11 protein-coding genes, 3 tRNA genes and 2 pseudogenes are annotated in these 13,853 nt (G+C 59.2%); 1 reads left to right on the forward strand and 15 read right to left on the reverse strand.

Going from position 1 to position 13,853, the window contains the following annotated elements; genetic code table 11:
* Positions 1-4: 4 nt before the first annotated feature.
* The 12 genes and pseudogenes from nuoG to BSK43_RS23540 all read right to left on the reverse strand — a co-directional run bounded on the left by nuoG (position 5) and on the right by BSK43_RS23540 (position 9,114).
* A pseudogene (gene nuoG / locus BSK43_RS23490) lies at positions 5-2,088 on the reverse strand (NADH-quinone oxidoreductase subunit NuoG).
* 242 nt (positions 2,089-2,330) lie between these two features.
* Positions 2,331-2,633: a hypothetical protein gene (locus BSK43_RS35795; RefSeq protein ID WP_246662656.1), complete on the reverse strand. Its 303-nt coding sequence runs from the start codon at positions 2,631-2,633 to the stop codon at positions 2,331-2,333.
* 215 nt (positions 2,634-2,848) lie between these two features.
* Positions 2,849-3,067 (reverse strand): annotated as a pseudogene (locus BSK43_RS35800) (5' DNA nuclease); the annotation flags it as partial.
* Positions 3,068-3,075: 8 nt separating this feature from the next.
* Positions 3,076-4,380 carry an NADH-quinone oxidoreductase subunit NuoF gene (nuoF, locus tag BSK43_RS23500; protein WP_068385907.1) on the reverse strand — a complete coding sequence of 435 codons (1,305 nt, stop codon included), beginning with the start codon at positions 4,378-4,380 and terminating at the stop codon, positions 3,076-3,078.
* Positions 4,381-4,390: 10 nt separating this feature from the next.
* A complete protein-coding gene (locus BSK43_RS23505) occupies positions 4,391-5,503 on the reverse strand; it encodes an NADH-quinone oxidoreductase subunit E (protein WP_077470124.1) in 1,113 nt (370 codons plus the stop codon).
* Between the two features lie 14 nt (positions 5,504-5,517).
* A complete protein-coding gene (locus BSK43_RS23510) occupies positions 5,518-5,739 on the reverse strand; it encodes a hypothetical protein (protein ID WP_077470152.1) in 222 nt (73 codons plus the stop codon).
* A gap of 95 nt (positions 5,740-5,834) precedes the next feature.
* Positions 5,835-7,025: an NADH-quinone oxidoreductase subunit D gene (locus BSK43_RS23515; RefSeq protein ID WP_068385901.1), complete on the reverse strand. Its 1,191-nt coding sequence runs from the start codon at positions 7,023-7,025 to the stop codon at positions 5,835-5,837.
* Positions 7,026-7,092: 67 nt separating this feature from the next.
* Positions 7,093-7,695 (reverse strand): NADH-quinone oxidoreductase subunit C, encoded by a 603-nt coding sequence (locus BSK43_RS23520; RefSeq protein WP_077470123.1) that lies wholly within the window; start codon positions 7,693-7,695, stop codon positions 7,093-7,095.
* 18 nt (positions 7,696-7,713) lie between these two features.
* Positions 7,714-8,295 carry an NADH-quinone oxidoreductase subunit B gene (locus BSK43_RS23525; protein WP_077470122.1) on the reverse strand — a complete coding sequence of 194 codons (582 nt, stop codon included), beginning with the start codon at positions 8,293-8,295 and terminating at the stop codon, positions 7,714-7,716.
* A complete protein-coding gene (locus BSK43_RS23530; RefSeq protein ID WP_034489570.1) occupies positions 8,286-8,651 on the reverse strand; it encodes an NADH-quinone oxidoreductase subunit A in 366 nt (121 codons plus the stop codon). The genes BSK43_RS23525 and BSK43_RS23530 overlap by 10 nt, the downstream gene beginning before the upstream one ends.
* Positions 8,652-8,911: 260 nt before the next feature.
* Positions 8,912-8,988 (reverse strand) — tRNA-Asp (locus tag BSK43_RS23535).
* A 49-nt stretch (positions 8,989-9,037) separates the two neighbouring features.
* Positions 9,038-9,114 (reverse strand) — tRNA-Asp (locus BSK43_RS23540).
* 389 nt (positions 9,115-9,503) lie between these two features.
* Between BSK43_RS23540 and BSK43_RS23545 the strand changes: the two genes are divergently transcribed.
* Positions 9,504-9,579, forward strand: a tRNA-Val gene (locus tag BSK43_RS23545).
* Between the two features lie 392 nt (positions 9,580-9,971).
* On the opposite strand, the gene BSK43_RS23550 is transcribed toward BSK43_RS23545, so the two are convergent.
* From BSK43_RS23550 to BSK43_RS23560, 3 genes are all read right to left on the reverse strand, one after another.
* Positions 9,972-11,276: a capsular biosynthesis protein gene (locus BSK43_RS23550; protein ID WP_077470121.1), complete on the reverse strand. Its 1,305-nt coding sequence runs from the start codon at positions 11,274-11,276 to the stop codon at positions 9,972-9,974.
* Positions 11,276-12,868, reverse strand: coding sequence for a sulfatase-like hydrolase/transferase (locus BSK43_RS23555; protein WP_077470120.1), 1,593 nt, complete (start codon positions 12,866-12,868; stop codon positions 11,276-11,278). Before BSK43_RS23555 ends, BSK43_RS23550 begins: the two co-directional genes overlap by 1 nt.
* Before the next feature lie 116 nt (positions 12,869-12,984).
* A complete protein-coding gene (locus tag BSK43_RS23560) occupies positions 12,985-13,839 on the reverse strand; it encodes an SDR family oxidoreductase (RefSeq protein ID WP_077470119.1) in 855 nt (284 codons plus the stop codon).
* Positions 13,840-13,853: the final 14 nt, after the last annotated feature.

Here is a 13,853-nt window from a genome sequence, read left to right on the forward strand (position 1 = left end):
GCCTTTACTCTGCCGCAGCCTGGAAATTGTTGCGGGCCAACGCCGAGCACTCCGCCATGACAGCCGAGGCACGCGTTATCGGGTTCGTCAAATAGAAGTCTTTGATCGGCGAAGCAAACGCGGATTTGCCCATCGCGCCGGCTTTTTTCGCAAGTGCGACAATTTGAGCGCTATCGCCTTCGGCGATCTCATCAATGGCGGCGAAATGCGGGAAAGCAGCATAGAGCTTCGCGCGCAATTCTCTCAGCGAATCAAAGGGAAGCTTGTTGCCGAGCACATCGGAAAGGGCGCGGATGACGGCCCAGTCCTCGCGGGCATCACCCGGTGCGAAACCGGCACGGTTGCCCATCTGAACGCGGCCCTCGGTGTTGACCCAGGTGCCCGACTTTTCGGTGTAGGCCGCAGCCGGCAGGATGACGTCGGCACTCTGAGCGCCGTTGTCGCCATGCGAGCCGATATAAACGGTGAACTTCGCGCCCTTGCGGCTGAAATCGAGCTCATCGGCACCGAGCAGGAAGAGCACATCCATCGACGACAGCATGGCTGCCGCATCGACGCCCTTTGCACCGGGTACAAAGCCGAGATCGAGGCCGCCGACGCTGCGACGCTGCCGTATGCAGCACCGCAAAGCCGTTCCAGCCGTCCTTGACGACGCCGACAGCAGCGGCGAGCTTGGCGGCGTTTGCCAGCACCTGCGCGCCGTCTTCGCGGATCAGCGCACCCTGGCCGATGATGATCATCGGCTTCTGAGCGTTCTTCAGAACGTCGGCGAACTTGTGCGAGCCGCTAACGAGGTCAGCAAGCGTATCCGGGCCTGGCGCCGAGATAGTCGTAGGAGTAGCGCAGATCAGAATGTTCGCCGATTACGCCGATCGGGAACTTGCCCCGACGCCAGCGCTTACGGATGCGCGAATTCATCACGGCTGCTTCGAAGCGCGGGTTGGCGCCGACGATCAGCAACGCATCGGCGGCTTCAATGCCTTCGATGGTCGGGTTGAAGATGTAGCTTGCACGGCCAAGCGACGGATCAAGCGCCGTCCCGTCCTGGCGACAGTCGAGATTTTCCGAGCCGAGCGATTTCAGCAGTTCGGACAGGGCGTACATTTCTTCGACCGAAGCGAGGTCGCCGGCGATGGCGCCGATCTTGTCGCCGCTGGTGGCCGAAACAGCCGACTTGATGGCGGCGAAGGCATCGCTCCATGTCGCCGCCTGCAGACGACCGTCCTTGCGGACGTAAGGCTTGTCGAGGCGCTGCGTCTTCAGGCCATCCCAGATGAAGCGGGTCTTGTCGGAGATCCACTCTTCGTTGATCTGCTCGTTCACGCGCGGCAGCACGCGCATGACTTCGCGGCCACGCGTGTCGACGCGGATGGCCGAGCCAAGCGCGTCCATGACGTCGATCGATTCGGTCTTGTTCAGCTCCCACGGGCGGGCGGTGAAGGCAAAAGGCTTGGAGGTGAGCGCACCGACCGGGCAAAGGTCGACAACGTTGCCCTGCAACTCCGAGGTCATCGCCTGTTCGAGATAGGTGGTGATCTCGGCATCTTCACCACGGCCGATCAGGCCCAGCTCGGAAATGCCGGCGACCTCGGTCGTGAAGCGGACGCAGCGCGTGCAGTGAATGCAGCGGTTCATCACGGTCTTGACGAGCGGGCCAATATACTTGTCTTCGACGGCACGCTTGTCTTCCTGATAGCGCGAACTGTCGATACCGAAGGCCATAGCCTGGTCCTGCAGGTCGCACTCGCCGCCCTGGTCGCAGATCGGGCAATCCAGCGGATGGTTGATCAGCAGGAATTCCATCACGCCTTCGCGGGCCTTCTTGACCATCGGCGTGTTGGTGAAGACTTCCGGAAGTTCCCCGTTCGGGCCGCCGCGGATGTCGCGCACGCCCATGGCGCAGGAAGCCTGTGGCTTCGGCGGGCCACCCTTCACCTCGACAAGGCACATGCGGCAATTGCCGGCCACCGACAGTCGTTCATGGAAGCAGAAGCGCGGAACTTCGGCGCCGGCTTCCTCGCACGCCTGGATAAGCGTGTAGTGATCCGGAACTTCGATCTCTTTACCGTCAATCTTCAGTTTAGCCATCGTCCACTCAGTCCTATGTCACGTCTGCAGCCGAACCTGGCCGCAGACAATTTCATAATCGCAAGACCAGCTTGCCACCGGCACGGCACGAAACCGCGTGGCGCCAGTTTGCTTGTCATAAGCTTTGCCCAATCTTGTCCCCGCAAGACCGGCGCCGGTCAAACATTGGGGGTCATACCCGCAACGTTTCCACCGCCTTCATTCACTTTCCCCGATCGCCTGAGGCTTTCGGGGAAAAAATCTCAGCTCCGGCCCTTCGGCAGGAGTGCCTTTGCCTGGCCGACCCAATCGTCGCGCCTGATGCGGCCGTCAAAGCCGAGCTCGGCATCGATCCGCACGATATCCGCGTCGCTCCAGGCCGCGATATCAGCAAAGCGCTGGATCCCGCGTCCGTTAAGCACCTGCTCCAGCTTCGGACCGACGCCCGAAATTCGCTTCAGATCATCGGCCTTCACGGCAACCTTGCGGCTACGCGCGGGAGCCGGCTTGGCTGCAACCGGTGCCGCCACTTCGACTTTGGCCTTGCTCTTGGCAGGTGCCGTCACGGTCGCGGCAGCCGCGACGGCTTCGGTTCGGCCTTCTTTGCGACCGCAGGCCTTGCCTCGGCAGCCGCGGGCTTCGATACAACAGGCTTGGCAGCGGGCGATGCCTTTACAGGCTTTGCCTCCCCTGCCCCGTCCTTCTTTGCCGCCGGCTTTTCGTCAGCCACGGCGGCAGTCTTTGCGGTCGGCACGACAGCGCGCTGGTTGGCGGCCTCGACGGCCCCCTGGAGCGCACCGAAGAATGCACCGGCAATCTGCGACGTGACGCCGAAGCCTATTGCGGCCGCAGCGGCAAACGCCGCCGCCGGATGAGCCATCAGCGGATGGATCGGCATTGTCGGCGCGTTCCGCAGCATATCGGCAGCGACGCGGCCGAGATCAGCCGATGCATTATCGGCCGCTCCGCTGTCCTGCTTGATATCCCTGGTCTTCGCCATGACAATCCTTACTCCGCTGCTTCCAGCACTGCACCGTGGCTCGTCGCGTTGGCCGTATACTGATCGATACGCTTTTCGATCTCCGGGCGGAAGTTGCGGATCAGACCTTGCACCGGCCATGCGGCTGCGTCACCGAGCGCACAGATGGTGTGACCTTCGATCTGCTTCGTCACCTGGAAGAGCATGTCGATCTCGCGCTTCTGCGCATTGCCGCGTGCCATACGCTCCAGAACGCGCCACATCCAGCCCGTTCCTTCGCGGCACGGCGTACACTGACCGCAACTCTCGTGCTTGAAGAAGGCCGAGATGCGGGCGATCGCCTTGATAACGTCGGTCGACTTGTCCATGACAATGGCAGCGGCGGTGCCGAAGGACGACTTGACTTCACGCAGACCGTCGAAATCCATCGGGCAGTCGATAATGTCAGCCGCCGGTACGATCGGGCACGACGCACCGCCGGGAATGACGGCAAGCAGGTTATCCCAGCCGCCGCGAATGCCGCCGGCGTGCTTGTCAACCAGTTCACGGAAGGTAATGCCCATGGTTTCCTCGACCGTGCAGGGACGGTTGACGTGACCGGAGAGCATGAACAGCTTGGTGCCGACATTGTTCGGACGGCCGAAGGAGGAGAACCAGCCGGCACCGCGACGCAAGATCGTCGGAGCAACGGCGATCGACTCGACGTTGTTGACGGTCGTCGGGCAGCCGTAGAGACCCATGTTGGCCGGGAATGGCGGCTTCAGGCGCGGCTGGCCCTTCTTGCCTTCCAGGCTTTCGAGCAGCGCGGTTTCCTCGCCGCAGATGTAAGCACCGGCGCCATGATGAACGTAAACATCATAATCCCAGCCCAACTTGTTGTTTTTGCCGAGGAGTCCGGCATCGTAGCATTCGTCGATTGCCGCCTGCAGGGCTTCACGTTCGCGCATATATTCGCCGCGAACGTAGATATAAGCGGTGTTTGCGCCCATGGCGAAACCGGCGATGACGCAGCCTTCGATCAGCGTGTGTGGATCGTGGCGCATGATATCGCGGTCTTTGCAGGTGCCCGGCTCGGACTCGTCGGCATTGACCACGAGATAATGCGGACGCCCGTCGCTTTCCTTCGGCATGAAGGACCACTTGAGGCCGGTCGGGAAGCCTGCGCCGCCGCGACCGCGAAGGCCGGAAGCCTTCATCTCGTTGATGATCCAGTCACGACCCTTTTCGAGGATCTGCTTGGTGCCGTCCCAATGGCCGCGCGACATCGCGCCTTTCAGGGACTTATCCTTGAGGCCGTAGATATTGGTAAAGATGCGATCTTGATCTTGTAACATGCTTCACCTCTTACCGCGGCTTCTTGCCGAAGACCTTGATATATTCTGCTTCGCCACCCTTAGCGAGTGCCTTGGCCTGCTTGATCCAATCGTCGCGTTCGATCCGACCTTTGAAATTCAGGTAGCCATCGACCCATTCGCGCTCGGCCTTCTTCCAGCTCGCAATCTGCGCGAAGGTGAAGATGCCCAACTCGTGCAGGATTGACTCGATCTTCGGGCCAACGCCGGAAATGAGCTGGATATCGTCCGGCTGCGCGGGCTTCTCGATGCCGGCAGGACGGTTCTTGTCCGTCAGTGACGGCTTTTGCGTCGCCTCGGCCTTCTCCCCTGCCGCCGGCTGCGCTTCCGCAGATTTGGCATTCTTCGCCGCTTCGGCCGGCGCGGTCGCAGGCGTCTTCAGGCTCTGGTTGGTTTCGGCATCCGTGCTCTTCACGCGCGCCGCTTCGGACGGCGGGACCGAAACAGCAGCGGCGTCGGCTTTGGCCTTGGCCGGCGTGCTCTTTGCCTTCGGCTCTTCTGATGTCAACGACGTCAATCCGCCTTCCGGCGCGGAGAACACGCGATCGATCTGCGGGCCTGTCGGAACTTCTCCGCCCTTGCCTGCCGCGAACGCGTCGATGATCTCTTCGAGACGTGCCGGCGTCAGATCCTCGTAGGTATCCTTGCCGATCACCACCATCGGTGCGTTGACGCAGGCGCCCTGACATTCAACTTCTTCCCAGGACAGCGTGCCGTCGGCATTGCGATCGAAGGCGTGTGCATTGATCTTGCTCTTGCAGACCTTGATCAGCCCTTCCGCGCCGCGCAGCATGCAGGGCGTCGTGCCGCAAACCTGAACATGGGCGCGCGTGCCGACAGGATGCAGCTGGAACTGCGTGTAGAAGGTCGCGACTTCGAGCGCGCGGATATGGGCCATATCCAGCATGTCGGCTATCGTTTCGATAGCCGCCCTGGTGACCCAGCCATCCTGCTCCTGCGCGCGCATCATCAACGGAATGATGGCGGACTGCTGGCGGCCCTCGGGGTATTTCTTGATCGTCTTTTCCGCCCAAACCGAATTCTCCTTGTTGAAGGCGAAGGCGGCTGGTTGGAATTGATCTTCAGCTAGTCGACGAACGGACATCTTTCACGCCTATCTCAGTTTAAGGACCCACACCGCGTATCCGTCAGAGACGAAAATTCGCAGGCGTAAGCCGACTGGTCTTTCTGCATAAATACAACAAACTTACCGCCATTCGGCACAGCGGCCTTGATTTGATAACCGCTTGAGAGCAGCTCAGCCATGGTGGAATTTGCGCTTGGCGAGACGGCATTTCCGCTTTTTGCAGTGTTTCCACCCGTTGCTTTCGAACCCTGCATATTCATGTTGGGTAAGCTCTGGGCGCTGCTCGCCTGCTGTGCCGAAGCACTGCAAGCGAGCAAAAGGGCGGGAATGACGACCTGCCAGGTTCGCATCAACGATCCACCTCACCGAACACGATGTCGAGCGAACCGAGAACTGCGGCAACGTCGGCAAGCTGATGGCCGCGGCACATGAAATCCATGGCCTGCAAATGCGCATAGCCCGGCGCACGGATCTTGCAGCGGTAAGGCTTGTTGGAGCCGTCGGAGACAAGGTAGACGCCGAATTCGCCCTTCGGCGCTTCGACGGCTGCGTAAACTTCGCCCGCCGGCACGTGATAGCCTTCGGTGTAAAGCTTGAAATGGTGGATCAAGGCTTCCATCGAGCGCTTCATTTCACCACGCTTCGGCGGTACGACCTTACCGTCCAGCGACGAGACCGGTCCGGTCTTCGCATCGCCGAGCAGGCGGTTGACGCACTGCTTCATGATGCGGACGGACTCACGCATTTCAATCATACGGATGAGGTAACGGTCGTAGCAGTCGCCGTTCTTGCCGATCGGAATGTCGAACTCGAGATCGGAATAGCATTCGTAGGGCTGCGACTTGCGCAGGTCCCATGCGGCACCCGAGCCACGAACCATGACGCCGGAGAAGCCCCAGGCCCAACAGTCTTCGAGCGAGACCACGCCGATATCGACGTTACGCTGCTTGAAAATACGGTTGCCGGTCAAAAGATCGTCGATATCGTCGAGCGCCTTCAGGAAGGGATCGCACCAATCGCCGATATCCTGCACGAGCTTTTCCGGAAGATCCTGGTGAACGCCGCCTGGACGCACGTAAGCGGCATGCATGCGCGAGCCGGAGGCACGCTCATAGAACACCATCAGCTTTTCGCGCTCTTCGAAGCCCCAGAGCGGCGGTGTCAGCGCGCCGACGTCCATGGCCTGCGTGGTGACGTTCAGGAGATGCGACAGGATACGGCCGATTTCCGAATAGAGCACACGGATCAACTGGCCGCGGATCGGGATATCGATGCCGAGCAGCTTCTCGACGGCCAGCGCATAGGCATGCTCCTGGTTCATCGGCGCGACGTAGTCGAGGCGATCGAAATAAGGAACTGCCTGCAGATAGGTCTTGGTCTCGATCAGCTTTTCCGTGCCGCGATGCAGCAGGCCGATATGCGGATCGACGCGCTCCACAATTTCGCCGTCCAATTCGAGGACAAGACGCAAAACGCCGTGCGCGGCCGGATGCTGCGGGCCGAAATTGATGTTGAAGTTGCGAACGTTATGTTCTGTCATGGCGGCGATGCTCGCGTTGTCAGATATTCAGAGAATGGCAAGCCGAAGCCCACCACACACCTTCAAATTATGCCTTCGCCTTTTCGTCACCCGGCAGCACGTAGTCCGTGCCTTCCCAGGGAGACAGAAAGTCGAAGTTGCGGAATTCCTGCTTCAGTTCCACAGGCTCGTAGACAACGCGCTTGGCAGCGTCGTCATAGCGAACTTCCACGAAACCGGTGGTCGGGAAATCCTTGCGCAGCGGATGGCCTTCGAAACCGTAGTCGGTCAGGATGCGGCGCAGATCCGGATGGCCGGTGAAGAGAACACCGTACATGTCCCAGGTTTCGCGCTCGAACCAATCAGCGCCGGGATAGATGCCACAGGCCGACGGCACAGGCTGATCCTCGCCGACGGGAACCTTGACGCGAATGCGCAGGTTCTTCTTCGGCGACAGCAGATGATAGACAACATCGAAACGGTCAGCACGCTGCGGCCAGTCGACACCGCAGATATCCGTCATGTTGACGAAGCCGCACTTGGCATCGTCACGCAGGAAGGTCAGCAGTCCGATAACGTTTTCGGCCGTCGTCGTCACGTTCAGTTCGCCGTACTTGATCTCGCTCGAGGAGATCAGGGCGCTGCGAACTTCCGTGAGGTAAGCGGCGAGTTCGTTCAGGGCTTCACTCATAATGCCTTGTCCCCTGCCTTACCGTTCGATCGTGCCGGTGCGCCGGATCTTCTTCTGCAGCAGGAGCACGCCGTAAAGCAGCGCTTCTGCCGTGGGAGGACAGCCCGGTATGTAAATATCGATCGGCACGATGCGATCGCATCCACGCACAACCGAATAGGAATAATGGTAGTAGCCGCCGCCGTTGGCGCAGGATCCCATCGAGATGACATAACGCGGCTCAGGCATCTGGTCGTAGACCTTGCGGAGCGCGGGAGCCATCTTGTTGGTCAGCGTACCGGCGACGATCATAACGTCGGACTGACGCGGCGAAGCGCGGGGCGCAAAGCCGAAACGCTCGACGTCGTAACGCGGCATCGAAACCTGCATCATCTCGACGGCGCAGCATGCGAGACCGAAAGTCATCCACATCAACGAGCCGGTACGGGCCCAGTTGATCAGCTCGTCGGTCGAGGTGACCAGAAAGCCCTTGTCGGCGAGCTCATTGTTGATCTCGCCGAAGAACGGATCGTTGCTGCCAACGGGCCGACCGGTTGCAGGATCGATGATCCCCTTCGGCTGCGGCGCCACGAGCGGCGTGTTGCTTGGGGCTACTCCCATTCCAGGGCTCCCTTCTTCCATTCATAGATAAAGCCGATGGTCAGCACCGCGAGGAACACCATCATCGACCAGAACCCGAACCAGCCGATCGCACCGAAGGATACGGCCCAGGGGAAGAGGAAGGCGACTTCCAGGTCGAAGATGATGAAGAGAATCGATACCAGGTAGAAGCGGATATCGAACTTCATGCGGGCGTCATCGAATGCGTTGAAGCCGCATTCATAGGCCGAGAGCTTTTCGGAATCAGGCGCCTTGAAAGCGACGGCAAACGGCGTGATCAACAACGCCAGGCCAATCACCAAGGCAATACCAATGAAAATCGCTATCGGAATATAGGAACTGAGCAGTCCAGTCATCATGTCCATCCCTGCCTGCGATCAGCGCCGGGGCGGCGCATCTGAGCAAATGCCCAAGCAAGCGAAAGAGTGTTGCAACAAAGCCGTGGTTAGCGCAGCCGGAGCGCGGGCGCAAGCCTTTTGAATCGGTCGTTTGGAGTACTGTCGAGCGGTAGATATCAATATGTTGCGACGGCATCGCGACAAATCGGCGCAAACGCGAAAAGGGCCTTTCGCAATCGCAATAAATTGATGATTGATTGTAATGGCTTGGGAAAGAATGGCGCGAGTGACGGGGCTCGAACCCGCGACCTCCGGCGTGACAGGCCGGCACTCTAACCGACTGAGCTACACCCGCGCATTGTTTGGCCTTTCAGCCGAGTACAAAGTCCAGATTTGCCTTGAAATGGCGCGAGTGACGGGGCTCGAACCCGCGACCTCCGGCGTGACAGGCCGGCACTCTAACCAACTGAGCTACACCCGCATTTCATTTCAAGCATTCTGGACGCTTCCGCACCCATCAAAGCGGCCTCGCCGTTCGATGAGCGGCTAACTACGGGGTTCGCGTTTGGGTGTCAAGCAGGTTTGAATACAAATCGATGACAGAGCGAAAATTGTTTTGGACAAGCTCGAGCCCAATTTCCGCCCTTCCGATTTGACATAGCAGCGTCCCGCCTTGCGCATTTCATCAGAGCCTTACATGCGCTGTGAAAATCGCCCTGCCCTCGGATCTGCGCATGGGGATAGTGGCGGCCGAAACTGTTCAAAGATCAAAAAAATCAAAAAAACTTCACAAACACTCTTGCGGTTTTTCGTCGTTCCGCATAGATCACGGCCACCGAATGCGGCGGGCGAATATCCCGGTTTGCAGAAGGGCGATTAGCTCAGTTGGTAGAGCGCCTCGTTTACACCGAGGATGTCGGGAGTTCGAGTCTCTCATCGCCCACCATTCTCAAAACCATCCTGATTGAGAATATTTGCTGATCAACACCGGTTTAGCGCTGGATGTGGAAGACGCCTGCGATTGCGGCGGCCGCTCAATAGTTACCGGTGATGACGATCCCCAGCAGCACCACGGAAACGAGCACGAGAGCCGCTATGATCATCAGCAGCTCTTTCAGCATAAATCTTTCCATCTTACCGCCATCCATGACGTTTGCTCCCCGCAAACAGTGATGTGTTGTCTATCCCAACGTCGAATCGGCGCATCAGGTTCGGTACAATTCCACATATATGCAGCCGCAATGTCAATTTCACGGTCATCGGCTTGCCTGACACTCCCAAAAATGAGCCGCTGATTCCCTTTGCAGCGCTCATATCGAGATGCGTCGTATCGGGCGGCTATGGAACATCGATCTTTGCCGGCTTTTGCCGAGGCAGGGGATCGATGAAGGCGCCGGGCAGGTTGACCGTTCGTGACAGCAATCTTTCGGCAATCTGCTTGGCCGCGGCGTCTGCACCTGCTCTAGAGCAGAAATTGCCGCGTAGCTGCACGCTCGAGGCAAGCAGCCGCAAAAATGCGCCGCGAAGCTCGGCTGACGGCAGCACCGGGTCCTGCCAGAATCGATCCAAGGGCTGCTGGTCGGTAAGCCCTTCTACATCATAGACCGCGACGCCCAGAGTTTTCACCGGCTTGCCGGCCTGTAGAGCCGAAAGTGCCGCGGTGGAATTGACCGTCACCATCCCCCGGCTTGCAGCAATCAATCTATCCAGGCTTCCGCCATCGATGACATGAACACGGTCTGGCAGGCCCAGGGAGGCACTGAGGCGGGCAATATAGGCCCTCCAATCGACGAGCCCACAATCGAGCGGATGCAATTTGACGACGAGATGCGTCTCGGGTGCTGCATTCCCCGCTAGGGATCGCAGAATCAGCCTTATGGCATCCTCTTGTCGATGAAAGGGGGAGTGCGAACGCAGCTGATAATCCGTCTGGAGCTGCAAGGGGTAGACAAAGAATCGCCGCCCATCGCCGATCATCCTCTCGATCACCCCCGCCGCCTCGTGTGCCCGCCTCCCGCCAAAGGGAAGTTTGCGAAGCCAACCGGCATATTCCATCAGCGGATGATAAAGCCCATGCCGCCGGTAGCCGGGATAGAGAAACCAAAGAAAAACCGTCGGCAGATAATAGAGCAGGTCATAGAGCGCTTCGGCGAGGAACGTCTGGCTGAAGCGCCGCGTCCAGTCCGGCTCCGGCAGATTCGCGGCCGCCTGGATGATATAGGCCGGATCCGCCGGAAAATGTGAGTTGGAAGACAGCCCATCACGCTCGAGCGTCACCCAGTCCGGCCGCAAATATCCCATCTCCACGACGCTGACACAGACGCCCAGCCGGTGCGCCTCTTCGATGGCAACGCGATGATAGGGACGCTCCTCGCCATGCAGAATCAAGTCCGTGACGTTCTCTGTCTCGATTCGCTGCCTGATGTAGTCGCGCCAATCGGTGAAATTGCCCCGATAATTGAGAACACCATCTGTCCGCCAGGAGATCCAGTCTCCGGCATTCAGGTTGATGCGGAGGCATCGGCCGTCAGCTGCCCGCAGCGCTCTGGCGGTATCTAGGAACAAGGACGAGGATGGTCCCTGAAGGAAGAGGAACACGCGGGGAGAACCGTCTCCGTCTCCCTCCCCCTTCCCCTCTGTCATCACTCCGAAACCTCGGTGCTCAACCCCGCATAACGCAGCATGGTGCCGATGAGATTCCAGGGCGCCTCTTCCTGCTGCGGCGTCGGCTTTTGCGAATGGGCGCGAGCCCTCCCCAGCGGCACGATGACATAATCGGTGCGCGGATCGGGGAACGGATCGGCGAAGGCCTTGAGCAACGGCGCATGATCGCCGTAAAACAAGAGCCAGACCGGGCGATCCAGCCTGTCGAGATGATGGGCGAGATTGCCGAGCGCATGATCGGCGCGCATCAAGAGCTCACCGTAAATATCCACCGGATTGACCAGATCGCCGCAGCGACCGTGCTCCCACGGGCCGTGATTCGCCATGGAGGCGACAAAGACGAAATTCTTGTTCGGACCATCTTCGTCGATCGCGCGAATCACGCTTTTCGTCAGCGTGAGGTCGCTGACATAGGGACCATCCCGCTCTGGATTGTGATCGAATTCATCCAGCATCATCATCCGGTCGAAGCCGAGCTGGGGCAAAGCCTTGTGGCGCAGGAAGAAGGTCTTGTCATAGGGGTGAATGAACTGCGTCTTCCATCCCGCCTTCTTGAGCCGCGCCGGCCAGACGACATCCTTGTAATGGCTGGCGCGCAAATAGGGATAGCTCGCATCGATATGCACATTTTCGGGTAACAGCCCGCTCAGCACCGCAAATTCGGTGCGCAGCGTGTAGCCCCCTTCGAAAACGCTGGTCATCCGGCCCCACTGAGCGGCCTGATCGCGCAGCCGGTCGAGATTGGGGAGCTTGACGTTCTCGACGCCGAAATGCCGGAGATCGATGAAGGACTCGGATTGCCAGATGACGATGAGCGGCTCGTCGTCGCCCTGCTCCCAAAGCTCCTGCAATGCCGAGATAAAACGCCCCGACAGCTCCGCGACGATCGCCTCGCGTCTGACGCCAACCCAGATGACGAAATGAAAGACCACCGAGGCGAAGGTGCCGAATCGCACCGTATCCACTTTGACGTCGACCTTGCCGAGATACCTCTGCGTGAACCGGCAAACCGGTTCGCTGACAATCCTGCTGAACAGAGCAAGCCACGGCGCGAAGGCGACGGCCAACATCACCAGCACCCAAAAGAAATCATTGTGCGCCGGCAGAACAGATGGTTCCCAATACATGTAGAGGCCGCTTAGGCCGAACACATAAGCGAAGGCGATCACCCAGAAGACGATATTCAGCGAGGTCGCGTAGAAAATTTCCTTGTACTTGAAGACGTCGACAACGAGAGCGATGTCAGAGAACACCAGGGGCTCTCGGATGAATTCAAACTTGGCGCGCGAGATGCCGGTGAAGATGACAAAGAAGCTGATGACGGCCTGCGTGCTGTAGATGGGGCGCCAGGAAATTGCGAAGAAGGCGGCATAGATCAGCAGGATCACAGGGATTCTGACTGCCCAGTCGCAAATTGTGCGCCACCAGCTTCTCTCTATACGATTCTGCGCATTGATGGCTGCCGGCATCGCGAAGGTATCGGTCAGGAACACCACGACGCAGGAAAACGCGAAGCCTGCAAGCGTCAAGAGAACCGGAAAATCATGAAGCTTCAAAACTACGCCACCCATTATTCGCTGTCCGTGACAGCGTTTTCTTCGCCCGCCGGGAACGGGCAGCCAACTCCCTGACTCACCTTCTCCTGCCGATGTTTCGCAGGAAGCGCAACAGCGACAACTGCTTTGTATTACTTACCATGATCAAATCGTCGATCCGAACTTTCGGCAAGACTTTCGCTTGTCTCTTTCCCAATGTTTTTTCGCGTTTTTCGCGAGACCCACCATATCAGTGATGGCTTTATCAGAGGCCCCAAATAAGCGAGCATGGTCAACGAAAACCCAAAGTGGATCTTCGCCCTGCCCCGATCGATCCCGCCAACGATCTTTGCCGCCACCGCCTCCGCACTCCACGGCTTGACCGAGCCCATGAGCGCCGCTGCTTCAGGCGGCCGCATCAAGAGTTCGCGCCGATATTGCGGCGTCTGCGTATCGGGCGGGAAGCAGACTGAAACGCGGATGCCGTAAGCCGCTGCCTCGGCGCTCAACGCCTCTGCGAAGCCGCCCAATGCGGATTTGGACGCACAATAGGCGGTATAACCGAAAATACCGATCAAGGCGGCACCGGACGAGATCATCATGATCTTGCCGTCACGGCGGCTCTTCATACCCTTGTAGACCGCGCGCACCACATTTGCAGTTCCAAGCAGATTGATCGAAATCTGTTCATCGAAGACAGATGCCGGCATGGCGTCGAATGTCCGGGGTTCGACAATGCCGGCGGACGCGATCAGAATATCGCATGGCCCGAACGATGCTTCACAGCTCTCGATCGCTGACGAGACCTGTGCGGCGGAGGCCACGTCGACCGATGCGATTTGAATGCGGGAGCTATCGATTCCCGGGAGCGCGTCGATCTGGGCTTGCGCCTGCTCCAATCGTCCTGGATGACGGGCAAGAAGAGATACATGATCGCCACGACTCGCATAAAGCGTCGCGATCGCCAAACCAATTCCGCTGGAGCCTCCGGTGACGATAACGTGCATGAACCCCCACCCGG

The organism is Rhizobium sp. P44RR-XXIV, from assembly GCF_001999485.2.
In the GTDB taxonomy this organism is placed as follows: domain Bacteria; phylum Pseudomonadota; class Alphaproteobacteria; order Rhizobiales; family Rhizobiaceae; genus Rhizobium.